The sequence below is a fragment of the Streptomyces peucetius genome (genome assembly GCF_025854275.1).
GTDB classification, from domain to species: Bacteria; Actinomycetota; Actinomycetes; order Streptomycetales; family Streptomycetaceae; genus Streptomyces; species Streptomyces peucetius_A.
Genome location: NZ_CP107567.1, coordinates 6,291,450 through 6,314,660, shown reverse-complemented (window position 1 = coordinate 6,314,660; position 23,211 = coordinate 6,291,450). Strand labels below are relative to the sequence as shown.

The 23,211-nt window shown below is 73.1% G+C and carries 22 protein-coding genes; 10 read left to right on the top strand and 12 right to left on the bottom strand.

Annotated features, from left to right (window positions below; translation table 11 throughout):
- Nucleotides 1–6: 6 nt before the first annotated feature.
- The 7 genes from OGH68_RS28695 to OGH68_RS28665 all read right to left on the bottom strand — a co-directional run bounded on the left by OGH68_RS28695 (nucleotide 7) and on the right by OGH68_RS28665 (nucleotide 8,135).
- Nucleotides 7–1,278, bottom strand: a complete 1,272-nt coding sequence (locus tag OGH68_RS28695) for a glycosyltransferase (protein WP_264247909.1) — start codon at nucleotides 1,276–1,278, stop codon at nucleotides 7–9.
- The gene (locus OGH68_RS28690; protein ID WP_264247908.1) at nucleotides 1,275–2,240 is read right to left on the bottom strand and encodes a glycosyltransferase; all 966 of its coding nucleotides are present in this window, start codon (nucleotides 2,238–2,240) and stop codon (nucleotides 1,275–1,277) included. Before OGH68_RS28690 ends, OGH68_RS28695 begins: the two co-directional genes overlap by 4 nt.
- Nucleotides 2,237–3,283: a glycosyltransferase family 9 protein gene (locus tag OGH68_RS28685; protein WP_264247907.1), complete on the bottom strand. Its 1,047-nt coding sequence runs from the start codon at nucleotides 3,281–3,283 to the stop codon at nucleotides 2,237–2,239. The genes OGH68_RS28690 and OGH68_RS28685 overlap by 4 nt, the downstream gene beginning before the upstream one ends.
- Complete coding sequence (locus OGH68_RS36500) at nucleotides 3,280–4,227, bottom strand: D-glycero-alpha-D-manno-heptose-1,7-bisphosphate 7-phosphatase (RefSeq protein ID WP_413471042.1); 948 nt, start codon at nucleotides 4,225–4,227, stop codon at nucleotides 3,280–3,282. Before OGH68_RS36500 ends, OGH68_RS28685 begins: the two co-directional genes overlap by 4 nt.
- A complete protein-coding gene (locus OGH68_RS28675) occupies nucleotides 4,224–5,360 on the bottom strand; it encodes a glycosyltransferase family 2 protein (protein ID WP_264247906.1) in 1,137 nt (378 codons plus the stop codon). Before OGH68_RS28675 ends, OGH68_RS36500 begins: the two co-directional genes overlap by 4 nt.
- Nucleotides 5,357–7,039 (bottom strand): carbamoyltransferase, encoded by a 1,683-nt coding sequence (locus OGH68_RS28670; RefSeq protein WP_264247905.1) that lies wholly within the window; start codon nucleotides 7,037–7,039, stop codon nucleotides 5,357–5,359. Before OGH68_RS28670 ends, OGH68_RS28675 begins: the two co-directional genes overlap by 4 nt.
- A 127-nt stretch (nucleotides 7,040–7,166) precedes the next feature.
- Nucleotides 7,167–8,135 (bottom strand): UDP-glucuronic acid decarboxylase family protein, encoded by a 969-nt coding sequence (locus OGH68_RS28665; protein WP_264247904.1) that lies wholly within the window; start codon nucleotides 8,133–8,135, stop codon nucleotides 7,167–7,169.
- 234 nt (nucleotides 8,136–8,369) lie between these two features.
- Here OGH68_RS28665 and OGH68_RS28660 point away from each other — a divergent pair, with 234 nt between their 5' ends.
- Nucleotides 8,370–9,191 carry an SDR family NAD(P)-dependent oxidoreductase gene (locus tag OGH68_RS28660; protein ID WP_264247903.1) on the top strand — a complete coding sequence of 274 codons (822 nt, stop codon included), beginning with the start codon at nucleotides 8,370–8,372 and terminating at the stop codon, nucleotides 9,189–9,191.
- Nucleotides 9,191–10,375: a zinc-dependent alcohol dehydrogenase gene (locus tag OGH68_RS28655; protein WP_264250333.1), complete on the top strand. Its 1,185-nt coding sequence runs from the start codon at nucleotides 9,191–9,193 to the stop codon at nucleotides 10,373–10,375. The genes OGH68_RS28660 and OGH68_RS28655 overlap by 1 nt, the downstream gene beginning before the upstream one ends.
- 30 nt (nucleotides 10,376–10,405) lie before the next feature.
- Here OGH68_RS28655 and gdhA read toward each other — a convergent pair whose 3' ends face one another.
- Both gdhA and OGH68_RS28645 read right to left on the bottom strand, forming a co-directional pair.
- Complete coding sequence (gene gdhA, locus OGH68_RS28650; RefSeq protein WP_413471130.1) at nucleotides 10,406–11,755, bottom strand: NADP-specific glutamate dehydrogenase; 1,350 nt, start codon at nucleotides 11,753–11,755, stop codon at nucleotides 10,406–10,408.
- Nucleotides 11,756–12,004: 249 nt separating this feature from the next.
- Complete coding sequence (locus OGH68_RS28645) at nucleotides 12,005–12,241, bottom strand: hypothetical protein (protein WP_264247901.1); 237 nt, start codon at nucleotides 12,239–12,241, stop codon at nucleotides 12,005–12,007.
- A 130-nt stretch (nucleotides 12,242–12,371) separates the two neighbouring features.
- Here OGH68_RS28645 and OGH68_RS28640 point away from each other — a divergent pair, with 130 nt between their 5' ends.
- Entirely contained in the window at nucleotides 12,372–12,971 is a 600-nt protein-coding gene (locus OGH68_RS28640; RefSeq protein ID WP_413471129.1) for an adenosylcobinamide amidohydrolase, read from the top strand.
- Between the two features lie 700 nt (nucleotides 12,972–13,671).
- Here OGH68_RS28640 and OGH68_RS28635 read toward each other — a convergent pair.
- Complete coding sequence (locus tag OGH68_RS28635) at nucleotides 13,672–15,330, bottom strand: FAD-dependent oxidoreductase (protein ID WP_264247899.1); 1,659 nt, start codon at nucleotides 15,328–15,330, stop codon at nucleotides 13,672–13,674.
- Between the two features lie 268 nt (nucleotides 15,331–15,598).
- On the opposite strand from OGH68_RS28635, the gene OGH68_RS28630 reads away from it, so the two are divergent.
- The 7 genes from OGH68_RS28630 (at nucleotide 15,599) to OGH68_RS28600 (ending at nucleotide 20,890) form a co-directional block, all read left to right on the top strand.
- A complete protein-coding gene (locus OGH68_RS28630) occupies nucleotides 15,599–16,723 on the top strand; it encodes a SchA/CurD-like domain-containing protein (RefSeq protein WP_264247898.1) in 1,125 nt (374 codons plus the stop codon).
- 76 nt (nucleotides 16,724–16,799) lie between these two features.
- A complete protein-coding gene (locus tag OGH68_RS28625; protein WP_264247897.1) occupies nucleotides 16,800–17,240 on the top strand; it encodes a cupin domain-containing protein in 441 nt (146 codons plus the stop codon).
- The gene (locus OGH68_RS28620; protein ID WP_264247896.1) at nucleotides 17,237–18,505 is read left to right on the top strand and encodes a beta-ketoacyl-[acyl-carrier-protein] synthase family protein; all 1,269 of its coding nucleotides are present in this window, start codon (nucleotides 17,237–17,239) and stop codon (nucleotides 18,503–18,505) included. Before OGH68_RS28625 ends, OGH68_RS28620 begins: the two co-directional genes overlap by 4 nt.
- Complete coding sequence (locus OGH68_RS28615) at nucleotides 18,502–19,758, top strand: ketosynthase chain-length factor (protein WP_264247895.1); 1,257 nt, start codon at nucleotides 18,502–18,504, stop codon at nucleotides 19,756–19,758. The genes OGH68_RS28620 and OGH68_RS28615 overlap by 4 nt, the downstream gene beginning before the upstream one ends.
- A 15-nt stretch (nucleotides 19,759–19,773) precedes the next feature.
- Nucleotides 19,774–20,031, top strand: coding sequence for an acyl carrier protein (locus OGH68_RS28610; RefSeq protein WP_264247894.1), 258 nt, complete (start codon nucleotides 19,774–19,776; stop codon nucleotides 20,029–20,031).
- A gap of 1 nt (nucleotide 20,032) precedes the next feature.
- Nucleotides 20,033–20,527 (top strand): SRPBCC family protein, encoded by a 495-nt coding sequence (locus OGH68_RS28605; RefSeq protein WP_264247893.1) that lies wholly within the window; start codon nucleotides 20,033–20,035, stop codon nucleotides 20,525–20,527.
- Nucleotides 20,528–20,566: 39 nt separating this feature from the next.
- Entirely contained in the window at nucleotides 20,567–20,890 is a 324-nt protein-coding gene (locus OGH68_RS28600; protein WP_264247892.1) for a TcmI family type II polyketide cyclase, read from the top strand.
- Nucleotides 20,891–20,966: 76 nt separating this feature from the next.
- Here the strand turns inward: OGH68_RS28600 and OGH68_RS28595 are convergent, their stop codons facing one another.
- Together OGH68_RS28595 and OGH68_RS28590 are read right to left on the bottom strand one after the other, a co-directional pair.
- Nucleotides 20,967–21,995 (bottom strand): acetylserotonin O-methyltransferase, encoded by a 1,029-nt coding sequence (locus OGH68_RS28595; protein WP_264247891.1) that lies wholly within the window; start codon nucleotides 21,993–21,995, stop codon nucleotides 20,967–20,969.
- Nucleotides 21,996–22,050: 55 nt separating this feature from the next.
- Nucleotides 22,051–23,115: a nitrous oxide reductase family maturation protein NosD gene (locus tag OGH68_RS28590; protein ID WP_264247890.1), complete on the bottom strand. Its 1,065-nt coding sequence runs from the start codon at nucleotides 23,113–23,115 to the stop codon at nucleotides 22,051–22,053.
- Between the last annotated feature and the right edge of the window lie 96 nt (nucleotides 23,116–23,211).

Below are 23,211 nucleotides of genomic sequence, written 5' to 3'. Positions count from 1 at the left end.
GGTGCGTCACACCACCCCCGTCGCCCAGGCCGCTCCGGGGGCCCCGCGCCGGGCGGGCCGGCCGGCCAGGACGCCGAGGTACACGGCTTCGGTGGCGGCGGCGATCCTCGTCCAGCCGTACCGGGCGAGGACCCGTTGCCGACCCGCCGTTCCGCACGCCTCCCGCGCCGCCGGGTCGGCCAGCAGACCGGCCACGGCACGGGCGAGCGCGTCCGGGTCGCGGGGCGGCACCAGTCGCCCGGTCCCGGGGTCGGCGACGGTGTCGAGCTGGCCGCCGACGGCGGTGGCGACGACGGGCGTCCCGCAGGCCATCGCCTCCAGCGGGACGATCCCGAAGGGTTCGTAGTCCCCGGGACACAGCACCACGTCGGCGCTGCGCAGCAGCGGTGCGACGTCCTCGCCGGCGACGGCCCCGGTGAAGCGGACCCGGTCGGCGACGCCGAGGCCGTGCGCGAGGTCGCGCAGCCGGCGCACTTCCGGGTCGTCGTCGAGCCGCCCGGCCGGCGGGCCGCCGACCACGAGGAGTTCGGCACCGGGCAGCCGGGGCAGCGCGGTGACGGAGACGGCCGCGCCCTTGCGCGGGACCACCCGGCCGATCTGGAGCAGCCGGTGGCGGTGCGCGCCCCGTTCGGCGGCCGGTCCGTGCGGGGTGAACTGGTCGGTGTCGACACCGCACGGCACGACGTCCACCCGGTCGGCGGTGATGCCCATGGCGGTCAGCTCCGCGACCTCGTCGCGGCAGGTGGCGATGATCCGGTCGCAGCCGATCCCGACCTCCTTCTCGCAGGCGATCCGGGCGGGCGGGCTGGTGTCCGCGTGCCGCTGGTGACGCCGCTTCACGGTGCCGAGCGCGTGGTACGTGTGCACCAGCGGCAGCTCCAGTTCGCGTACCGCGTGCAGCGAGGCGAGACCCGACATCCAGAAGTGGGAGTGCACGACGTCCGGCGGGCGGGTCTGCCACTCGCGCGCCAGGTGACGCCCGAAGCCGAGCATGTGGGGCAGCAGCTCGTCCTTCGGTATCGCCTCCGGCGGGCCGGCGGGCACATGGCGGACGTCGACGCCGGCCCGCAGCGGCACCAAGTCGGGCAGGCCCCGCGCGTCGCGCCGGGTGTAGACGGTGACCTGGTGGCCGCGGTCGGCGAGTGCGCTCGCCAGGCGCGCGACATGGACGTTCTGGCCGCCCGCGTCCACCCCGCCGAGCGCGGCGAGCGGGCTTGCGTGCTCCGAGACGAGCGCGATGGACAGCGCTTCACTGCCGATGAGATCACGGGCGGTCATGCGCACACCTCCTTCATCAGGCGCTCCCAGTCGTCGAGGAAGCGTTTGAGTCCGTAGCGCCGCAGCGCCGCCTGGCGGGCTCGGGCGCCGTCCTCCGCCGCGGCCTCCGGCTCGTTCAGATACCGGCGGGCGGCGGCGGCGAGGACCTCGGGGCGGGTGGAGAGGGTGCCGGTGCCCTCGGGGACCGCCTCGACGGCCTCCGTGGTGGCGAGGGCGACGACCGGCATGCCCAGGTGCATGGCCTCCAACAGCGACAGGCCCAGGGATGTCCAGCGCACCGGGTGCAGATACAGTCGGCGTTCGGCCATGGCGCCATGCAGCTGCTGCTGGGGCAGATCGGCGGTGCGGCAGCGTTCCTCGGGCATACCGAGGTGTTCGGCGAGCCCTTCGGTGCGCATGCCGAAGACGTCCAGCGGGGTGGCCTGCGCGAGTGCGGGCAGCAGGTCGGTGCCGGTGTACCGGCCGCGCCGCACGGGCTCGTTGACGACGACCGCCGCGCGGGCCAGCCGGCCGCTGTAGAGGTGGCCGGGGTCGACGATGCCGTGCTCGACGACCTCGGTGCGGGCCCGGCCGTTGTCCCAGAACAGCCGGTTGAAGTGCGTGACGTGGACGAGGGTGAGGTCGTCGCGGTCCGCGCAGGGGTGCCGGGTGCGGGGCACCTCGCCGTCCGGCGCGTTGTGCTCCAGGTAGACCGCGGGCACGTCGCGGCCGGGGCGCCTGCCTCCGAGCCATCGCTCGGCGAGCTCCGCCTCGTGCGGCCGCTGGAGGACGACCAGGTCGACCGCGGCGTCGCGCAGCTGCTCCGGAGCCACCTCGCGCACCGACTCGGGCCAGGAGTACGTGCGGGCCCGGCCGAGCCCGTCGGGGCCGCGGTCGGGGGTGACCGGGACGAGATACGTGTGCGGGCCCTGCACGAACGCCGTCGTCCAGGAGCCGTGCACATGCCACAACAGGATGTTCATCGTCGCGCTCCTCGCTCCTTCGTCTCGGTCGCGGTCCCACCGAGCGCCGCCACGGCGGCGAGCACCTCGGCATTGCCGATGCCGTCCAGGCAGGGGTGCCCCGGGACGGGACAGCTGCGGGCCCTGCTGTCGGCGCACTGTGCGTGCTGGTCGCCCAGCAGCACGTGCGGCACGTTGTACGGGCGCCAGCGCTCGGCCGGCACCACGGGTGCGAAAAGGCAGACGACCGGCGTGCCGACGGCGGCGGCCAGGTGGCCGGGGCCGGTGTTGCCGACCACGGCGACCCGTGCCCCGGCCAGGACACCGGCCAGCTGGTGAAGGTCCGTCATCCCGCCGAGGTCGAGCGCGTGGTCCGCGGCGACCGCCGCGGTCAGGTCCTTCTCCGCCCGGCCGCCGGTCACCACGACCCGGTGCCCGGCCGCCGACAGGGCGGCCGCGGCGCGCGCGGCCCGGTCGGCGCTCCACGCACGGGCGGGCACGGCGGCCCCCGGGTGCAGTACGACGTACGGCTCGGGTCCGGTCAGGTGCGTGGTCGCGGGCGGGGCGGAGATCCGCAGCGAACCGTCGTCGCCGGGCGGCAGGGCGAAGCCCGAGTCCAGGGCGAGGTCGAGCGCGGCCAGGGCCTCGTGGCGGTGCGGTTGCCGACGGTGCCTCAGGTCCAGCAGCGCGCCGGGGTAGTCCTCGCTGTCGGCGGCGGTCCAGCCGACGCCGGCGAGCTTCAGCAGCAGCGCGATCGGCAGCGGGCTCTGGTGGTACGACACGAGAACGAGGGCCCGGTCGTACCGTCCGGCCCGCAGCGTCTCGAGCAGCCGCTCGGTCTGCTCCTGCGACACCGGCGCGGGCTCGAGGCCCACCCACGGCGCGTCATGGACCAGGACCTGGTCCACGCCGGGCAGCAACTGCGCCGCGGGCACGCCGAGCGGGCCGCAGAGCAGGGCCGTGTGCGAGGAACCGGCGGCGACGGCCCGCACGGCCGGGCCGGCGAGCAGCACGTCACCGGCGCTGTCGAGCCGCACCACCAGAGTCCTGGGCCGCCTGCTCATCGCCCCTCCTCCACCACGACGCCGTCGCCCTGCCACGCAGCCGGCCCTCCCACGCGGGGCGGACCGCCGCCCGCCGCTCCGGCGGCCGCCGCACCGGCTGCACCACCCACCGGCGCAACCGCGGGGAGAGCGACCGCACCGGCCGGCAACCCTGCCGCGGCCACAACCACGGGACCGGGCCCGTCGGCACGGACGGCGACCGCGCGACCCGCCGCCACCGCCGCGTCCGGCGTCGGCGCACCGCCGGGCGCCGGGCCCCGTGCCGGGGCGAGCCGGGCAGGCGGCGCGGGGCTACGGTGGCGCGGCGGGGCCGTGGGGCGGTGGCAGCGGGCGCTGGGGTCCAGTACGAGGCGGACCGCCCGGAGGAGGTCCGGGGCCGTGTCGGGGGCGGCGGCGATCTCCTCGGGGAGGGTGGCCGGGGTCGGGACCAGGACGCCGCGCGCCCCGGCGGCCAGCGCGGCGGCCACGTCGGAGCCGATGTCGCCGATGACGGCGGTGCGCGCCGGACACACGCCGAGCGCCTCGCAGGCGGCGAGCACCAGCCCCGGCGCGGGCTTGCGGCAGCGGCAGCCGTCGTCCGGCCCGTGGGGGCAGACCGCCCAGATGTCGAACGGTCCGAGGAACGCGTCGACACGGCGCTGCACGGCCGCCACCTGACGGGGAGTCAGCATCCCGCGGGCGACACCCGACTGGTTGCTGACGACGCCCACCCGTATCCCCAGCGCCCGCACGGCGGCGAGCGCCTCCACGGCGGACGGCATCGGCACCACACGCGTCGGGTCGCCGTTGTACGGGACGTCGACGACGAGCGTGCCGTCGCGGTCGAAGAGAACCGCGTCCGGCAGGCCCACGGCGTCCGGCGGCAGCGCCGTGCCCCGCGGGGCGGCCGGGCCGTGGAACAGCCAGGGGTCCTGCGCGGCACCGGCCGTGGAGGAGCCGCTCATGGCAGCACCGCCTCCCTGGCCGGCCGGTCCGGGGTGCCGGTGGCCGGAGCCGTCTCCGGTGGCCGGAGCGGCGGCGCCCCGCGGTGCCGCAGTTGCGCCCTCAGCCAGTGCCAGGTCGCCACCGGCGGGATGGCCGCGCTGGTCAGCACCATCGAGACGATCTCGTCGCGGGTCCTCGGCCCGGGTGCGATCCGCGCCCAGGCGAATTCGGCGGTGCCGGCCAGCCACAGCGCGGCGCAGGCCGCGGCGGCGGGTCTGGCCGACGCGGCGCAGGAGAGTGCGGCCACCCCGGCGGCGGTCACCGCGAGGTGGCGGGGCAGGCGCCCCCGTGGCGCGTCCGCGCGCCGCCACCAGTCGCGGCCGTGCAGCCGGTTCATGAGGACGTCGTCGGCGTTGCCCGCCTGGACGCGTACGGAGACCCAGCGGCCCGCCGGGCGCACCGGGTGGGTGGTGGTGCGGGTGCCCGCGGCCAGCGACCAGCCGGCGGCCCGGACCCGCAGCGCGAGGTCGGCGTCCTCACGGAAGGCACGGGGGAAGCGCTCGTCGAAGCCGCCGACGGCGTCCAGCACCTCGCGCCGGTAGGCCATGTCGGCCGTGATCCAGCGGGCGGTGGCCAGTCCCGCCGTGTTGCGTTCCCAGTCGGTGGGGGCGCGGTCGGCCGGCAGCGGCACGTCGATACGGGCGGTCACACCGCCGGTGCGGCGTCCCGCGGCGGCGAGGTCGCGGGCCAGGTCGTCGCACCAGGTCGGTCCGGGCACCACGTCGTCGTCGAGGAAGACGACCCAGGGCACGGGTCCGGCGACCCGCAGCCCGGTGTTGCGAGCCGCGGCCGGCCCCCGGGCGCGCCCGGGCACGATCGACGTGATGGGCCGCAGGGTCGCCGGGATCTCGACGGGGAGCGGGGCGCGCGGCGCGCCGCGGCGGTCGTCGACGACGACCACCCGGACCGGCCCGGGGCCGGTGGCGGCGGCCAGCGCCCGCAGGCAGCCGGTCAGGCAGGGACGGCCGACGGTCGGTATCACCACGGTGTAGCGCGGCGGCGGGTGCCCGCTCCCGTTCACCGCACCGTCCCTGTTCACCGCGCCACCACCGTTCGTCGCACCGCCACCGCTCATGGCACCGTCGGCGTTCATCGCGCCGCCCCCGTCCCCGCGTCGTCCGCGTCGTCGCAGCGGCGGAAGAAGTCGCCGCGCCGGATGGCGTACGGGCCGATGGCCAGCAGGTCGACGGGGGAGGATCCGAAGCATTCGAGGGCGTCCCGCGGGTCGTCGACCATGGGCCTGCCGGCCGTGTTGAGGCTGGTGTTGACGACGACCGGCAGTTTGGTGCGCTGCTCGAACTCGCGCAGCATCCGGGCCACCAGCGGCTCGCGGGCCGGGTCGACGGTCTGGATGCGGGCGGTGCCGTCGACGTGCACGACCGCCGGGATCCGTTCCCGCCAGGCGGGGGCCACGTCGTGGACGAAGAGCATGTACGGGCTCGGCATGGGGCCGTCGAATATCTCGGGGGCCCGTTCGGCGAGCACCATCGGCGCGACCGGCCGGAACTGTTCGCGGCCCTTCACGTCGTTGAGGCGTTCCAGGTTGCCCGCGTGGCCGGGGTGGGCGAGCAGCGACCGGTGGCCGAGCGCCCGCGGCCCGTACTCCGAACGCCCCTGGAACCAGGCGACGATCGCGTTGTCGGCGAGTGCCTCCGCCACGGTCGCGGCGATGTCGGCCGGCCGGTCGAACGGGACGGCGGCGGTCTTCAGCCAGGCGCCGAGTTCCGCGTCGGACCAGTCGCGCCCGAGGTCGGCGCCGTTCATGGGCTCCGGATCGTCGCCTTCGCCGGCGGACAGCAGCAGGGCGCCGCCCAGGGCGGTGCCGGCGTCACCGGCGGCGGGCTGGACCCAGACGCGGGAGAACGGACCCTCGCGCGCGATCCGGGAGTTGGCCACGCAGTTGAGGGCGACGCCGCCGGCGAGCGTGAGCAGGCTGTCGTGGGTCTGCCCGTGCAGCCACCGTACGAGGTCGAGCATGGTCTCCTCGAGGACGGCCTGGGCACTGGCGGCCACGTCGGCGTGTTCCTGGGTCCACGCCTCGTCGGGGCCGCGCGGGGCGCAGAACTGGTGCCAGGGCACGCCGGTGGCCCGGAAACCGCCGTCGCCGGTGGGGTGGACGTACTTGCGCAGTTCGGCCAGCATCCGGGGCCTGCCGTGGGAGGCGAGGGCCATCACCTTGAACTCGTCACTGGAGCGCAGGAATCCGAGGTGCTCGGTCAGCTCCTCGTAGACGAGGCCGAGCGAGTGCGGCAGGTCCTGAGCGTGCAGGGCCTCCAGCCGCCCGTGGACGCGGCGGGCGGCGAGATGCGAGGCGCGTTCGCCGCGGCCGTCGAGGACGAGGACGGAGGAGGTGCCGGCGTCGGTCGCGGCGAACGCGGCGGACGCGGCGTGCGCCATGTGGTGGGGTACGAAGCGGACGATGTCGGCGTCGAGTCCGGGCATCGCGGTCTGCAGGAAGCCGGGGGCCTCCCGCGCGTAGGCCAGCCGCAGATGGTCCCAGGGGTCGTCGAGGCCCATGGCGTCGGTCGGCCTGGCGAGCGAGGGGTCGAAGGAGTAGGCCACGGCATCCAGGTCCTGGGGCCGCATTCCGGCCCGCTTGAGGCACCAGGCGGCGGCCTGCTCGGGCAGCTCCCAGGCGGCGAAGGGCACCGGGCGCTTGCCGTGCTTGCGCCGGGAGAAGCGTTCCTCCTCTGCCGCGGCGACGGTCATTCCGTCGATGACGAGGGCGGCGGCGGGGTCATGGAAGAGAGCGTTGATTCCGAGAATGCGCATGTCAGTCACAGACCTTTCGACGGGTCGCGTCAGGGCCGGCGGCACAAAGGGTGTGGTACCGGGGTCCGGTGTCCGGCTGCTCGCTGTCCGGGGGCCGGGGCCGGGGGTCCGGGTGTCCGGGTGTCCGTCAGGACCGTCGGTCCGCGTGGGTGCGGAACCAGTCGACGGTGCGCCGCAGGCCCTCCTCGGCACTGACGCGCGGCTCCCACTCGAGCTTGTCGCGGGCGAGTGTGATGTCCGGGCAGCGCACGGCCGGGTCGTCCGTCGGCCGCTCGATGAAGCGGATCTCGGAGGTGGATCCGGTGAGTTCGATGACGAGCCGGGCGAGGTCGAGCATGGTGATCTCGACCGGGTTGCCGATGTTCACCGGGCCGCGGAGACCGTGGGCGGCGGCGGCCAGAATGCCGCGCACCGTGTCGTCGACGTAGCACAGCGCCCGGGTCTGGCGGCCGTCGCCGGTGACGGTCAGCGGCTCGCCGGCCAGCGCCTGGCGGATGAACGTGGGCACCGCGCGGCCGTCGTAGCCGCGCATCCGGGGGCCATACGTGTTGAACAGGCGCACGATGCCGGTGTCCGTGCCGTGGGCGTCGGCCTGTGCGGTGGTCAGCGCCTCACCGAAGCGCTTCGCCTCGTCGTACACGCTGCGAGGTCCGACGGGGTTGACGTTGCCCCAGTAGCGCTCGTTCTGCGGGTGCTGCTGCGGGTCGCCGTAGACCTCGGAGGTGGAGGCGAGCAGGAATCGGGCGCCGCACTCGTGGGCGAGAGCCAGGGCGTTGCGGGTGCCGAGGCTGCCGGCCTCCATCGTGTGCAGCGGCAGCCGCAGATAGTCGGCGGGCGACGCCGGGGAGGCGAAGTGCAGCACCAGATCAGGAGGCCGGTCGACGGTGAACGGCTCGGAGACGCTGGCCCGCACGAGTTCGAAGTCGGGGCGGTCACGCAGCCGGGATATGTTCTCCGGCCGGCCGGTGCTGAAGTCGTCGACGCAGGTGACCGCGGTGCCGGAGTCCAGCAGCGCCGTGCACAGGTGCGAACCCACGAATCCCGCGCCGCCGGTGACGACTGCGTGTTTCCAGCTGCGTGAGAAGGCGGCGTTCATTCGATCTCCTCCGTACGTGCCGTGCGGTCGGGCGGATCGCGCTCCGGGGGCCGGGGCGGGCGTCCCACCTGTTCGCCGCCCCCGCCGGCCGGGATCGCCGGCCCTCGACAAGCGTCGGCCGGTCACCGCGGCGGCACCTCGTTCACGTACTGCATCCGAGTGACTCACGCGGGTGAGGCAGCTCGGGCGCGGACTCGTCCGGTGAAAGGCCGGGGCATGGGTACTCGAGGCGGCATGACCGACACCAGGCCGTTCGCCGTCGTCACCGGGGCGTCCAGCGGCATCGGCCTCGAACTGGCGAAACAGCTCGCCGAGCGCGGTTTCGACCTGCTCGTGACCGCCGAGGACGACACCCGGCTCCAGGAGGCGGCGCAGCGCGTCCGGGCCGGCGGCGCGGCGGTCCGGGCCGTCCGGGCGGACCTGCGTGACTTCCGCGAGACCGAGCGGCTGTACGCGGCGATCGCGGCGACGGGGCGGCCGGTCGCGGTCGCCGCGCTCAATGCGGGCATCGGCAAGGGCGGCCCCTTCGTCGAGAACGACCTCGCCGACGAGCTCTCGATCGTGGACCTCAACATCCGCTCGACCGTGCATCTGGCCAAACTGCTGCTGCGGGACATGACCGACATGGACGAGGGCCGGATCCTGATCACGTCGTCCGTCGCCTCGACCGTGCCGGGCTCGTTCCAGGCGGTCTACAACGCCTCGAAGTCGTTCCTGCAGTCGTTCGCCCAGGCACTGCGGAACGAGCTCAAGGACACCGGCGTCACCGTCACCGCGCTGATGCCGGGCCCCACGGAGACGGGCTTCTTCCGCCGTGCCGGCATGGGTGACACCAAGATCGGTCGGCAGGAGAAGGACGATCCGGCACTGGTGGCGAAGCAGGGACTCGACGCGCTGATGGCCGGCACGGACAAGATCGTCGCGGGCTCGGCGAAGACCAGGGCCACGGGGCTCGCCGCCAAGGTGGTCCCGGACCGACTCAAGGCCGCCGCCCACCGCGGCATGGCCGCACCCGGCTCCGGAGATCGGCGGCGGGACGCGGACGAGGAGGCATGATGAAAGCACTGACCTGGCACGGAAAGCGCGATGTGCGCGTGGAGACCGTCCCCGACCCCGAGATCCGCGATTCCACGGACGTGATCGTCAAGGTGACGACGAGCGGTCTCTGCGGTTCCGATCTGCATCTGTACGAACTCTTCGGGCCGTTCCTCGAACAGGGCGACATCCTCGGGCACGAACCGATGGGCGTCGTCGAGGAGGTCGGCTCCGAGGTCACCCGGGTGAAGCCGGGCGACCGGGTCGTCGTCCCCTTCAACATCTCGTGCGGCACCTGCTTCATGTGCGGGCAGGGACTGCACTCCCAGTGCGAGACCACACAGGTGCACGACCACGGCAAGGGCGCGGCGCTGTTCGGCTACACCAAGCTGTACGGGCAGGTGCCGGGCGGTCAGGCCGAATACCTGCGGGTCCCGTTCGGCAACACGCTGCCCATCAGCGTCCCCGACGGCCCGCCGGACGACCGGTTCGTCTACCTGTCCGACGTACTGCCCACCTCCTGGCAGGCGGTCGAGTACGCCGCCGTGCCACCTGGGGGCTCCGTGGTGGTGCTGGGCCTCGGCCCGATCGGCGACATGTGCACCCGGGTCGCCGCGCACCGCGGCGCGGGCCTGGTCATCGGCATCGACCTGGTGCCCGAGCGCCTCGCCCGGGCGAGGGAGCACGGCGTGCACACCCTGGACATGGAGGAGTACGGCGACAAGATCATCGACGCGGTCCGCGACCTGACCGACGGCCGGGGCCCCGACTCCGTCATCGACGCCGTCGGCATGGAGGCCCACGGCGCGCCCGTCGCCAAGGGCGCACAGCAGATGACGACCCTGCTGCCCGGCACGCTCGCCGCCCGGATGATGGAACGCGTCGGCATCGACTGCCTGTCCGCGCTCCATCTGGCGATCGAGCTGGTACGCCGCGGCGGCACGATCTCGCTGTCCGGCGTCTACGGCGGGATGGCCGACCCGATGCCGTTGCTGACCATGTTCGACAAGCAGGTGCAGCTGCGGATGGGGCAGGCCAACGTGTGGCGGTGGGTGGAGGAGCTGCTGCCGCTCGTCACGGACGGAGATCCGCTGGGCGTCGAGCGGTTCGCCACCCACCGGGTGCCGCTCGCCGAGGCTCCGGCGGCCTACGAGATGTTCCAGAAGAAGCGGGACGGGGCCGTCAAGGTGCTCTTCACACCCTGAGCGGCCCCGGCCACGGCCGTTCCCGGCCCGTCAGACGAGCCCCTGGGCGAGCATCGCGTCCGCGACCCGCTCGAAGCCGGCGATGTTGGCGCCCGTCACATAGTCGCCGGGGGCGCCGTAGCGCTCGGCGGTCTCGTGGCAGACCTGGTGGATGTCCCGCATGATCGTGGCGAGTTCGGCCTCGACACGGTCCGCGGCCCAGCTGTCGCGGGCGGCGTTCTGGCGCATCTCCAGGGCGCTGACGGCCACGCCGCCCGCGTTGGCCGCCTTGCCCGGTCCGAACGCGACGCCCGCCTCCTGGAACACGCGGACCGCCTCGGGGGTGGTGGGCATGTTCGCGCCCTCGGAGACGGCCTTGACGCCGTTCCGCACGAGGGTGACCGCGTCCTGTTCGCCGAGCTCGTTCTGGGTGGCGGACGGGAACGCCAGGTCGGCGGGCACGTCCCAGACCCGCCCGCCGGCAACGTGGCGCGCGGAGGCTCCGCGGCGCGCCGCGTACTCGCTCAGGCGGGCCCGCTCGACCTCCTTGACCTGCTTGAGCAGTTCGAGGTCGATGCCCTTCTCGTCGACCACGTAGCCGGCGGAGTCGGAACAGGTGAGGGGGTGGGCGCCGCTGCGCAGGAGCTTCTCGATGGTGTAGATCGCGACGTTGCCGGAGCCGGAGACGACGGCGGCCTGGCCCTCCAGGTCCTCACCGCGCGGCTTCAGCATCTCGGCCGCGAACAGCACGCTGCCGTAGCCGGTGGCCTGGGTGCGGATCGCGGATCCGCCCCAGTTCTGCCCCTTGCCGGTGAGGACGCCCGCTTCCCACCGGTTGGTGACGCGGCGGTACTGGCCGAAGAGGTAGCCGATCTCGCGTGCCCCGACGCCGATGTCGCCCGCGGGCACATCGGTGTGCTCACCGATGTGCCGGTGCAGTTCCGTCATGAACGACTGGCAGAACCGCATGACCTCGTCGTCGGACCTGCCGTGCGGGTCGAAGTCGCTGCCGCCCTTGCCGCCGCCGATGCCCAGTCCGGTGAGGGCGTTCTTGAAGATCTGCTCGAAGCCGAGGAACTTCACGACGCCGAGGTTCACCGACGGGTGGAAGCGCAGTCCGCCCTTGTACGGGCCGAGTGCGCTGTTGAACTCGACGCGGAACCCGCGGTTGACGTGGACCGCGCCGTGGTCGTCCTGCCAGGGCACCCGGAAGATGATCTGCCGCTCCGGCTCGCAGAGGCGCTCGACGATCGCCGCCTGCGCGTACTCCGGGCGCGCCGCGAACACGGACGCCAGGCTGTCGAGCACCTCCCGTGCCGCCTGGTGGAACTCGGGCTGCGCCGGATTGCGGTGCTCGAGTTCGGCACGGAGCGAAGCAAGTCGGTCCTTCGGGGATGACAGTGTCACAAGATGTCCCTTCCTGCCCTGACGCGGGGTGACGGCCGGTGCACGACGACGACGTTCCGGGTGTCGCCACTGCGACGAGTACGGCCGGACACCTGTCCGCCGTTCACCTCGGTCCGGATCCGCTCGTCGGTCCGGGTTCGACGACGTTGTCGAACTGTGCGGTCCTCAGTGTGTCGTACAGTCGCCTGCCGCCGTGGACCGGGCTCACGTCGGGGTACGGCGCGTTGTGAGGGAGCGGGCTGCTCAGCGGCACCGGCGTCCGGGGCGCCGACCGGTCCAGGTCCGGGTACGGCCGTGGTCCGTGGACTTGGCGATGGTGGCGGCCGGCGCGGCGTCGAAGTCGAACGCCCGGTCCCGCACGGCGAAGTGGAGCGTGCCGCCGACACAGGCCGTGCCGGTGGGCCTGCGGTTGTGGCCGGCGTCACGCTCGGCCGACGCCGACGCCGTACGCGGCGCGCACACCGGGTTGAGGTGCGGCATGCTCCTCCCCTCCCCTGCCACCGGCCTCGCCGGCGCGTCGGACCTGCGCGATCTGCGCTGTCTGCGCGACCTCGGCGACCTCGGCGACCTGCCGCTGTTGTCCCGCCAGGAGGACGGCGACAGCCTGCCGATGCTGCTGTGGGCCCCGGGCGAGGACCGGCGCACGATCTCCAGCGCCCTGCTCGGCGGCGGCATCGGCGAACGCGCCTGGGTTCTCAACGCCCAGGTCGCGCCCGGCTACCGCCGTATGGACCCTGCCGCACACCTGGCCGGACTGGCGGCTGCCTGGGGGGTGTCCGGCCCCGGCGTCGGCCTGATGACGGCGGCGTGGGTGAGCGACCGGTACCACGCGTCCGACGGCGGCGTGGACGCCCTGGTGACGGCGGGCATCGGCGTCCGGGGCTGGGCGGCCGCACCCGCCCCCGGCCGGCCCGGGCCGCCCGAGGCGGGCACCGTCAACATCGTGGTCTCGCTTCCCGTCGCGCTGTCCGACGCCGCCCTCGTCAACGCGGTCGCCACCGCGACGGAGGCCAAGGTCCAGGCCCTGCACGACCTCGGCATCGCCGCGTCCGGGACACCGACGGACGCGGTGTGCGTGGCGGCGCTGCGGCCGGAGGCCCCCGGTACCCTCGAACCCTTCGCGGGCCCGCGGTCGGTGTGGGGCGCCCGGATCGCACGGGCGGTGCACCGGGCGGCATACACGGCATGCGCGCGAGCGGAGCGCCCCTGACGAGGCCGCTGCGCGGACCGTCCCCCCGCCCCGCCCCTGCACCGGTCTCCGCCCGGACCCAGTTGTCCCCGGCCCGCAGCCCGCAGCCCGCAGGCGGAGAACGAGGCCACCGCGCAAAGCGCGGCAGGAGCCCGCCACGAGCCGAGGCGCCGAGCGCGGGCCGGTGGAGCCGGCGCGGGCCAACAGCCCCGGCACGGCCTGGTGGGGCCCGCACGGACCGGTGAGGCCTGCACGAGCGGGCGGAGCCAGTGCGGGCCCCAGGCCCGGCACGGGCCACAGCGTCGACACGAGCCGGTGGACCGGCACGGGCCGTGGACCGGACATGGGCCGCCAGGCACGGCACGGACTGGTGGGGCCGGCGCTGGCCAACGCCCCGGGCACGGCCCGGAGGGGCCGGCGCCGCCCGCGGAACCGGCCCGGAGGAGCTGGCACGGCCCAAAGGAGCCGGCGCCGCCCTCGGAGCCGGCCTGGAGGGGCTGGCGCCGCCCGCGGTGCCGGGCACGGGGCCGGTGGAGGCCACGGGCCGCCAGGCCCGGCACAGGGGCGCCGACCGCCGCCCGCAGAGCGGTGGTCGGCGTGCAGTGGGCCCGCACAGCGGACCCGCGGTCCCGGGGCGAAGCCCCCGGTACCGGGGTCCGGGGCCTGCCCCGGTTTCGGGAAGGGGCGGCATGGGGGAACCGCAGCGGTACACCCGCCCCCGTCACCCCCTCCGCAGCAGCGACATCAGCGCCGTGAACAGCGCCGCCTCCTGGTCGATCTCGGTGCCCGCCGCCCGCCAGGCGACAAAGCCGTCGGGGCGGACGAGCAGGGCGCCGTCGGGGTGCGTGCCGTGGACCCCGGCCCAGTCGGCGCCTGCCTCCGGGACCAGGTCGGCCTCGGGGCCCTCCCCGATCCGGTAGGCGTCCAGGACCACGGACAGCCTCCCGGCGACGAGTTCCGCCGCCACGGACCAGTCCTTGCTGCCGGCACCGGTGAGCAGGACGAAGGACCGCTCGTAGAGGTCCAGCGTGGACAGCCGCCCTCCCCCGCCCGGCCGGCGCAGCCACATGTGCGGGGCGCGCGTGCCGGGTGCGCCGGAGAGGTCCATCTTCTTGGGCAGGACCGGCAGTTCGGGGTCCGTGCCGAGGACCGCGCCGCGCAGGTAGCGGTAGCCCAGCACGACGGGCAGCAGCCCGCCCCGCGGTCCGCCGAGCCCGGCCGCCGCGCCGGGGGCGGGCTCGTATCCGGGGTGGCTGTGCTCCACCGACCGTGCGGACGCACGGGCGCTGGTGGCGCGGGCCACCGGCAGGCGCTCGGTCTCGTACGTGTCGAGCAACCCCGGCCCTGCCGAGCCGTCGAGGACGGCGGCGAGCTTCCAGGCGAGGTTGTGGGCGTCCTGGATGCCGGTGTTGGAGCCGAAAGCGCCGGTGGGCGACATCTCGTGCGCGGAGTCGCCCGCGAGGAAGACCCGGCCCCGGGCGTAGCGTTCGGCGACGCGTTCGGCCGCGTGCCACGGCGCCTTGCCGGTGATCTCCACGTCCAGGCCGGGGACCCCGGTCGCCGCGCGGATGGTGTCGGCGCAGCGCTCGTCCGTGAAGTCCTCGAGCGTCTCGCCCTGGTCGTACTTCCAGGGCGCGTGGAAGACCCAGACCTTCTCGTTGTCGACCGGGAGCAGCGCACCCTCCGCGTCGGGGCCGGTCAGGTAGCAGACCACGAAGCGGCGGTCGCCGACGACGGCGGCGAGGCCGTCGGAGCGGAAGGTGATGCTCACGTTGTGGAACAGGTCGCCGGGGCCGGTCTGCCCGATGCCGAGCCGCTCGCGCACCGGGCTGCGGGGGCCGTCCGCGGCAATCAGGTAGTCGGCGCGCACGGTGCTGTCCCGGCCGCTCGCGCGGTCGCGGACGACGGCGGTGACGCCCTCGTCGTCCTGCTCGAAGGAGAGCAGTTCGGTGCCGAAGCGCAGATCGCCGCCCTGTTCGAGGGCTGCTTCGAGGAGTACGGGCTCGAGGTCGTTCTGGCTGCACACGCACCATGCGGAGGGACTGAGCCGGTGGGTCGGCGGCCCCTTCTCGTCGATCTGCCTCACCAGCCATTCGCCGGCGTCGGCGTCGGCGAGGTCCGGCGTCTGCAGGATGCCGTGGTTGTCGGCCAGCACGGAGGCCGCGGCGCGGATGCGTTGTTCCGCCCCGGCCGAACGGAACACCTCCATCGTGCGCAGGTTGTTGCCGCGCCCGCGCGGGTGGACCGAGGTGCTCGCGTGCTTCTCGACCAGCGTGTGCCGTACGCCGAGGCGGCCCAGGAACAGGGATGCGGACAGGCCCACCAGGGAGCCGCCCACGATCAGGACCGGTACTCGATGTTGTTCGGCGTTGTCTTCCATGAGTGCTCCAGCTCCAGCCGGCGGTGGGAATTTGGCCTTGTCCATGCCCGCGTTTCCTGCCCGCGCACGACGGCTTCGGCTCGCCCCTTCACCCGCGTGGTGCACAGATCTCGCGCCACCCGTGTTACCGACACAGGATCAAAGCCGGACCACCACATCGCGTCAAGGGTGGATTGCCGTCCGCATACGCCGGATCTTTTCGCTCGGATCCACCGAGGGCCGGCGCTCGTGCCGCAGGCGGCCTCACTGACAAGGAGATGCGTGGAACATGACAATGCTGTCCGAACGTGTGTCTCAGTCCGCATTCGACGGCTCCCGGCTCCGGGTCGTACTGCTGCTTGATCTCCAGGAGGGCGCCCAGCAGCGCTTTCTCACGGCGTACGAGCACATGCGCAACCAGGTGGCCGCCGTTCCGGGACACCTCAGCGACCAGCTGTGCCAGTCGATCGAGAACCCGTCGCAGTGGCTCATCACCAGCGAATGGGAGAGCGCACCGCCCTTCCTGGACTGGGTGAACAGCGAGGAGCACGTCGAGACCGTACGGCCGCTGCACGACTGCGTGCGCGACACACGCTCGCTGCGCTTCAGCGTCCTGCGCGAGACCTCGGGTGTGAACGCGTCGCAGTCCCCCGCGCGCAAGCCCGGCGGCCTGCAGCCCTCGCCCCGGGTCGGTGACGGTGTGGTCCGCCACGCCCTCACCTTCACCGTGAAGCCCGGCAGCGAGCAGACCGTGGCCGAAATCCTCGCCGGCTACACCTCGCCCGAGGCCCAGGTCGACGACACCACCCGGCTGCGCCGCACCACGCTGTTCATGCACGGCAACCGCGTCGTGCGCTGCGTGGAGGTGCAGGGCGACCTGCTCGCGGCGCTGCGGCACGTGGCCCGGCAGCCCGAGGTCAGGGCGGTCGAGGAAGCCATCAACCCCTACCTGGAGCAGGACCGGAACCTGGACGACCCGCAGTCGGCACGGCTGTTCTTCACCCGCGCCGCCCTGCCCGCGGTGCACCACCTGGCACCGCCCGGCGAGCAGCACGCGCAGCGGGAACGGCATGCGCTCCTCTACCCGGCCAAGCCCGGCTGCGGCATGGCCCTCGCCAAGCTCCTGGCCGGCCAGGACGAGGCCGCGGCGGAGAACCCCGGATGCCACGTCGAGAGCAGCACCGTCTTCCAGCGCGACGACATCGTCGTACGGCTCGTCGACGTACGCGGTCCTCTCGACACCGACCCGGCGGCCGCCATGGGGACGACCGGCCTGCGCAAGGCCGGAGTACTGGCGCGGCTGCTGAACACCGAGGCACTCGGCATCGACGACTCGTTCTCCGACGAGAAGGCGATGACCCGACTGCTCGAGAACGCCCAGATGCGCCTCATCACCGATCGTCGTGCCCGCTGAACCGCGCGGCCGGCCGCCGGCAGCCGTGCGACACCCCGAAGTCCGCGCGCCGCAAGGCCTTGTGGAGGAACCAGTCATGACCACAACCCATCGCATCGTCGACCTGAGCGAGACCCAGCCCAACCGCAGGCGCGGAGGTGACCTGCGCGCCATGCTCACCCCCACCGCGGTGGGCGCCACCAGCGGCTTCATGGGCCTGGCGCTCGTCGAGCCCGGAGACCGCATCGGCGAGCACTACCACCCGTACTCCGAGGAGTTCGTGTACGTCGTCGCCGGTGAGCTCGAGGTGGACCTCGACGGCGAGCCGTTCGCCATCCGTCCCGACCAGGGCCTGCTCATCCCCCCGTACGTGCGGCACCGGTTCCGCAACGTGGGCAGCACGCAGGCCCGCATGGTCTTCCATCTGGGCCCGCTGGCGCCCCGGCCGGAGCTCGGCCACGTCGACACGGAAGAGACCCCCGCGGCAGAGGACGCCGGTGCGCACCTGCCGCCGGAGCGAACAGGGTCGGTGTCGTGACCCGGCGTGTGGCGGTGACCGGCGTCGGCATCGTCGCACCCGGAGGCGTGGGCGCCCCGGCGTTCTGGGACCTGCTGTCGAACGGCCGGACCGCGACCCGGGGGATCACCCTGTTCGATCCGACCGGATTCCGCTCACGTATCGCCGCCGAGGTCGACTTCGATCCGCAGGCCCATGGTCTCGGTGCCACTGACACCCGACGCGCCGACCGTTACGTGCAGTTCGCACTGGTCGCCGCCCGGGAGGCCATGGCCGACGCCGGCCTCGACGCGACGACACTCGATCCGTGGCGGACCGCCGTGTCGATGGGCACCGCCGTGGGCGGCACCACCCGGCTGGAACACGACTACGTGAAGGTCAGCAGCAGCGGCCGGCGCTGGGACGTGGACCACAGCGAGGCGGCGCCACATCTCCACCGCGCCTTCTCCCCCAGCGCCCTCGCCTCCGAGGTGGCCGAACAGGCCGGCGTGCAGGGGCCCGTGCAGACCGTCTCCACCGGATGCACCTCCGGTCTCGACGCGATCGGCTACGCGTTCCACTCCATCGAGGAGGGCCGGGCGGACGTCTGCCTGGCCGGCGCGTCGGACTCGCCGATCTCCCCGATCACGGTCGCCTGCTTCGACGCCATCAAGGCGACCTCACCCAACAACGACGACCCGGCACACGCCTCCCGCCCCTTCGACGCGAACCGCGACGGGTTCGTGATGGGCGAGGGCGGCGCCGTGCTCGTCCTCGAGGAGCTGGAGCACGCCCGGGCTCGCGGTGCGCGTGTGTACTGCGAGATAGGCGGCTACGCCACCTTCGGCAACGCACACCACATGACGGGCCTGACCCGTGAGGGGCTGGAGATGGCCCGGGCGATCGACGACGCGATGAATCACGCCCGGCTCGACCGGACGGACATCGACTACGTCAACGCCCACGGCTCCGGCACCCAGCAGAACGACCGGCACGAGACGGCCGCGGTCAAGAGGTCCCTCAAGGAGCACGCGTACAAGGTGCCGATGAGCTCGATCAAATCCATGGTGGGCCACTCGCTGGGCGCCATCGGAGCGATTGAACTTGTCGCCTGCGTGCTGGCCCTGGCCAAGCAGGTGGTGCCGCCCACGGCCAACTACGAGACCCCCGACCCCGAGTGCGACCTGGACTATGTGCCGCGCACCGCACGCCCCCTCAGGCTGCGCAGCGTGCTGTCGGTCGGAAGCGGCTTCGGCGGCTTCCAGTCCGCGGTCGTCCTCACCCGACCAGGCGGGAGTTCACCATGAGTCACGGCAACCGCCGCGCACGGCCCCCCGTCGTCACCGGCATCGGCGTCGTCGCCCCCAACGGCGTGGGCGCGGAGACGTTCTGGAAGTCGACCGTCGAAGGCATCAGCGCCCTCGACCACGTCTCCCGTGAGGGCTGCGGTCACCTGCCGCTGCGCGTCGCCGGCGAGGTACGGGGCTTCGACCCCGAGTCGACGGTCGAGCAGCGTTTCCTCGTCCAGACCGACCGGTTCTCCCACTTCGCGATGGCCGCCGCCGACCTGGCGCTGGCCGACGCGGGGATCGCCGACGGCGCGCACGACGAGATGCCCTACGCCGTCGGTGTGGTCACCGCCGCCGGGTCCGGCGGCGGCGAATTCGGCCAGCGCGAGCTGCAGCACCTGTGGGGCCAGGGACCGACCTATGTCGGTCCGTACCAGTCCATCGCCTGGTTCTACGCGGCGAGCACAGGGCAGATCTCCATCCGCGGTGGCTTCAAGGGCCCCTGCGGCGTGGTCGCCAGTGACGAGGCCGGCGGGCTCGACGCCCTCGCGCACGCCGCCGGGGCAGTACGGCGGGGCACGGACACGGTCATCGTCGGCGCGGCGGAGGCGCCCCTGGCCCCGTACTCGATCGTCTGCCAGCTCGGTTACCGGGAGCTCAGCACTTGCGAGGACCCGGAGCGGGCCTACCGGCCCTTCACCCCGCAGGCCTGCGGCTTCGTACCCGGCGAGGGCGGCGCCATGCTCGTCGTCGAGGACCGGGAGGCGGCCCTCGCCAGGGGCGCCAGAATCCTTGCCGGCGTCGCCGGCCACGCCGCAACATTCACCGGAGCCTCCCGCTGGGAGGAGTCACGCGAAGGGCTGGCGCGGGCGATCGGCGGTGCCCTGGACGCCGCGGGCTGCGCGCCCGAGGAGATCGATGTGGTCTTCGCGGACGCGCTGGGCCTGCCGGAGGCCGACCGGGCGGAGGCGCTGGCGATCGCCGACGCGCTCGGCGCGCACGGCACGCGGGTGCCGGTGACCGCGCCCAAGACCGGTACCGGCCGGGCGTACTGCGGGGCACCGGTGCTCGACACGGCCGCCGCGGTGCTGGCCCTGGAGCACGGCCTGGTGCCGCCCACCCCAAATGTCCTCGACGTGTGCCACGACCTGGCCCTGGTGACCGGGACCGCCCGGCCCGCCGAGCTGCGCACGGCCCTGGTGCTGAGCCGGGGACTGATGGGTTCGAACGCGGCGCTCGTGCTGAGGCGCGACGCCGACACCCCCTCGTGAGAAGGAGAACGCGCCATGACAAATCGGCTGAACGTCACCGAACTGGCGGCCCTGATGAAGAAGAGCGCCGGCATCACCGTCGACCCCGACGAGATGGAGCAGCGGCCCGAGACGCCGTTCGAGGTCTACGGCCTCGACTCGCTCGGCCTGCTCGGCATCGTCGGCGAGCTGGAGAACCGTTACGGCCGGCCCCTGCCGCCCGACGCCGACCGCTGCAAGACCCCGCGCGAGTTCCTCGACGTCGTCAACAACTCACTCATGGCTGGAGCCTGACATGCCCGGACACACCGAGAACGAAGTGACCATCGACGCCCCGCTCGACCTGGTGTGGGACGTCACCAACGACCTCGACCACTGGCCGCAGCTGTTCAGTGAGTACGCGTCGGTGGAGGTCATGGAGCGCGAGGGCAACCGGACCTTGTTCCGGCTGACCATGTACCCGGACGAGAACGGCCAGGTCTGGAGCTGGGTCTCCGAGCGCGTCACGGACCGCGAGGCCCTCACGGTCACCGCCCGCCGCGTCGAGACCGGCCCCTTCCAGTACATGAACATCCGCTGGGAGTACGAGCAGACGCCGCGCGGTGTCCGGATGCGCTGGACCCAGGACTTCGCGATGAAGCCCGACGCGCCGGTCGACGACGAGTGGATGACGGCCAACATCAACCGCAACTCCCCCATCCAGATGGACCTCATCCGCAACAAGATCGAGCAGCGCGCCCGGCTCGGCCGGGCGGCGAAGGACACCACCACGTCCGTCAACGCGGTGTGACCGCCCGGTCCTGTGACGGCATCCGAAGGGACACCCCCGATGCACCACGCCCTGATCGTCGCCCGGATGGCCCCGGGCTCCGCCCCCGACATCGCCGACGTGTTCGCGGCCTCCGACCGCGGTGAACTGCCGCACCTCGTCGGAGTGAAGCGGCGCAGCCTGTTCCAGTTCGGCGACGTCTATCTGCACCTGATCGAGTCGGACCGGCCGCCCGGCCCCGCGATCGCGAAGCTGACGGAGCACCCGGAGTTCCGGGGCATCAGCGAGCGCCTCTCCGCCTTCGTCAGTCCGTACGATCCGCAGACCTGGCGGAGCCCGAAGGACGCCATGGCCCAGCAGTTCTACTCGTGGCAGAGCGACTGACCGGTTCTCCGGTCCGCCGTACAGCCGTCGGCCCCGCGGATTGCCGCGGGGCCGACGGCTTGCCCGGCGACCGGCCTCAGCCGGCGACCACGCTCTCGAAGAGATGCAGATAGGCGTTGACGGGACGGACGTCACCGACGACCAGACCGGCGTCCGTCATCCTGCTGATCATGCTGTCCTTCGTGTGCTTGGCGCCTCCCACGTTGAGAAGCAGGAGCAGGTCCATCGACGTGGTGAACTTCATCGACGGGGTGTCGTCGACGAGGTTCTCGATGACGACCACCCGCGCGCCCGGGGGAGCCGCCGTGATGACGTTGGCCAGCGTCCTGCGCGTGCTCTCGTCGTCCCACTCGAGGATGTTCTTGATGACGTACAGGTCGGCGGAGACCGGCATGGCCTGCCGGCAGTCGCCTGCGACGATCTCGGCCCGGTCGGCGAGCGAGCCGCCTTCGAGCAGCCGCGGATCGGCGGCCGCGACGACACGAGGCAGATCCAGCAGCGTGCCCCGGACGTGCGGGTGCTTCTCTAGCAGCCCGGCCAGGACATGGCCCTGGCCGCCACCGATGTCGGCGACCGTCTTCACGTCGCCGAGGTCGAGGACCTCGGCGACGTCCCGGGCCGACTGCATGCTGGACGTCGTCATGGCCCGGTTGAACACCTGGGCCGACTCCGGCGCGTCGGCGTGGAGGTAGTCGAAGAACTCCTTGCCGTACAGGTCGCCGAAGACGCTGCCGCCCGACCTGACCGCCTGATCGAGGAGCGGCCAGGCATCCCACGTCCACGGCTCCGTGCACCACAGGGCGATGTCGCGAAGGCTGTGCGGGTCGTCCTCGCGCAGCAGCCGGGACATCTCCGTGTGGACGAATCTGCCGTCCTCGTCCTCCTCGAAGATTCCGTAGCAGGTCAGGGCGCGCAGCAGCCTCTTGAGGGCCCTGGGCTGCGCCTTCACCTCCGCCGCGAGTTCGGCCGAGGTCGCCGGCGCTTCGCCGAGCGCGTCCGCGACGCGGAGCCGGGCCGCCGCGCGCAGGGCCGCGGAGCCGGCCGCACCGAAGACGAGCTCCCTCAGCCGCATGGCGGGCAGAGTGGTTGCGCTTGCAGTGGTCATGCGGCATCGGTCTTTCGTGAGGGGCCGGGGCTGGGGCCGGCCGCTTTCCGGGCGGTCAGCACAGGCCTGCGGGCTCGGAGGACTGGCACATGTTTCCGGCGAACACGTTGCCGGTGCCCTTGGTGTCGCGGTTGGCCAGGTCGGCGCCCGCGTTGCCGAGGACCACGTTGTTCCTGACCACGTTGTCGGTGCCGGCGGCGCCCACGATGGACTTGAAGAGCACGATCCCGCCGGACATGGGGGCGGTGCCCACGTTGCCGCGGATCACGTTCCACTCCACCAGGGTGTCCTCGGTGCCGGTGAGGACGATGCCGGTGCCCTGGATCTCGGGCAGCCGCGCGGTCTTGTCGCAGTGCTTGTTGTTCTCGTGCACGTGGTTGAAACGAACCGTCAGTTTGCCCGCGCGCGGGGTGGTCTCGTCACCGACGAGGAACGCGCCCGCGCAGTTCCCGGTGATGCCGTTGGCCTGGAGTGTCAGGTTCCGCACACGGCGGATCGTGGCGCCGATGCGGTTGTCGACCATCCGGTTGCCGGAGACGATCGTGCCCATGGTGTCGGTGGCCCCGGCCTCCTCGCTGACGGTGTTCGCCACGAAGATGCCCGCGTCGCCGTTGCCCCGTACGAGGTTGCCCCGCAGGACCGACCGGGTGGACCGCTCCTGGGCGATGCCCCAGGTGCCGTTGTTCTCCGCGGTGACCCGCCGGACCGTCAGCCGGTCGGTCCAGGCGGCCCAGACGCCGTTCTTCGCGAAGCCGCTGAGCGTCAGGGACTCGATCCCGACGCCCTCGACGGGCTGCTTGGAGGTGCCGAGCACGCAGATGCCGTTGCCTGCCGCCGCGCAGGAGCCGGCCTTTGCGGCGGACGGCGACGGCTTCAGCACCGTCCGGCTGCCCTCGCCGCGCAGGGTCAGGCCGTCCTTGGTGATGCGGACGCTCTCGGTGAAGGTGCCGGCGGCGATTTCGATCGTGTCGCCGGGCTGTGCGGCGTCCACGGCGGCCTGGATGGACTCGCCCGGCTGTACCTGGTGGGTGACGGCGGCGCGGGCGGGGGCCGCCGCGCCGAGGGCGGACACGACGAGCAGAGCCGCGCATCCGAGCATGGTCGTTTGTCGCTTTGTCATAAACCGAAGCTATGCGCAGTGACGGCCAAATCATGACAAACCACGCCTGGGACGACGTGTGTCGCGCCCACCCAGACGTGGCCCTGCGTCCATCGG

Excerpts from the sequence above, each read along its gene's own strand:
- OGH68_RS28695 (WP_264247909.1), bottom strand. The coding sequence starts at position 1,278 with ATGACCGCCCGTGATCTCATCGGCAGTGAAGCGCTGTCCATCGCGCTC.
- OGH68_RS28690 (WP_264247908.1), bottom strand. The coding sequence starts at position 2,240 with ATGAACATCCTGTTGTGGCATGTGCACGGCTCCTGGACGACGGCGTTC.
- OGH68_RS28685 (WP_264247907.1), bottom strand. The coding sequence starts at position 3,283 with ATGAGCAGGCGGCCCAGGACTCTGGTGGTGCGGCTCGACAGCGCCGGT.
- OGH68_RS36500 (WP_413471042.1), bottom strand. The coding sequence starts at position 4,227 with ATGAGCGGCTCCTCCACGGCCGGTGCCGCGCAGGACCCCTGGCTGTTC.
- OGH68_RS28675 (WP_264247906.1), bottom strand. The coding sequence starts at position 5,360 with ATGAACGCCGACGGTGCCATGAGCGGTGGCGGTGCGACGAACGGTGGT.
- OGH68_RS28670 (WP_264247905.1), bottom strand. The coding sequence starts at position 7,039 with ATGCGCATTCTCGGAATCAACGCTCTCTTCCATGACCCCGCCGCCGCC.
- OGH68_RS28665 (WP_264247904.1), bottom strand. The coding sequence starts at position 8,135 with ATGAACGCCGCCTTCTCACGCAGCTGGAAACACGCAGTCGTCACCGGC.
- OGH68_RS28660 (WP_264247903.1), top strand. The coding sequence starts at position 8,370 with ATGACCGACACCAGGCCGTTCGCCGTCGTCACCGGGGCGTCCAGCGGC.
- OGH68_RS28655 (WP_264250333.1), top strand. The coding sequence starts at position 9,191 with ATGAAAGCACTGACCTGGCACGGAAAGCGCGATGTGCGCGTGGAGACC.
- OGH68_RS28645 (WP_264247901.1), bottom strand. The coding sequence starts at position 12,241 with ATGCCGCACCTCAACCCGGTGTGCGCGCCGCGTACGGCGTCGGCGTCG.
- OGH68_RS28640 (WP_413471129.1), top strand. The coding sequence starts at position 12,372 with ATGCTGCTGTGGGCCCCGGGCGAGGACCGGCGCACGATCTCCAGCGCC.
- OGH68_RS28635 (WP_264247899.1), bottom strand. The coding sequence starts at position 15,330 with ATGGAAGACAACGCCGAACAACATCGAGTACCGGTCCTGATCGTGGGC.
- OGH68_RS28630 (WP_264247898.1), top strand. The coding sequence starts at position 15,599 with ATGACAATGCTGTCCGAACGTGTGTCTCAGTCCGCATTCGACGGCTCC.
- OGH68_RS28625 (WP_264247897.1), top strand. The coding sequence starts at position 16,800 with ATGACCACAACCCATCGCATCGTCGACCTGAGCGAGACCCAGCCCAAC.
- OGH68_RS28615 (WP_264247895.1), top strand. The coding sequence starts at position 18,502 with ATGAGTCACGGCAACCGCCGCGCACGGCCCCCCGTCGTCACCGGCATC.
- OGH68_RS28610 (WP_264247894.1), top strand. The coding sequence starts at position 19,774 with ATGACAAATCGGCTGAACGTCACCGAACTGGCGGCCCTGATGAAGAAG.
- OGH68_RS28605 (WP_264247893.1), top strand. The coding sequence starts at position 20,033 with ATGCCCGGACACACCGAGAACGAAGTGACCATCGACGCCCCGCTCGAC.
- OGH68_RS28600 (WP_264247892.1), top strand. The coding sequence starts at position 20,567 with ATGCACCACGCCCTGATCGTCGCCCGGATGGCCCCGGGCTCCGCCCCC.
- OGH68_RS28595 (WP_264247891.1), bottom strand. The coding sequence starts at position 21,995 with ATGACCACTGCAAGCGCAACCACTCTGCCCGCCATGCGGCTGAGGGAG.
- OGH68_RS28590 (WP_264247890.1), bottom strand. The coding sequence starts at position 23,115 with ATGACAAAGCGACAAACGACCATGCTCGGATGCGCGGCTCTGCTCGTC.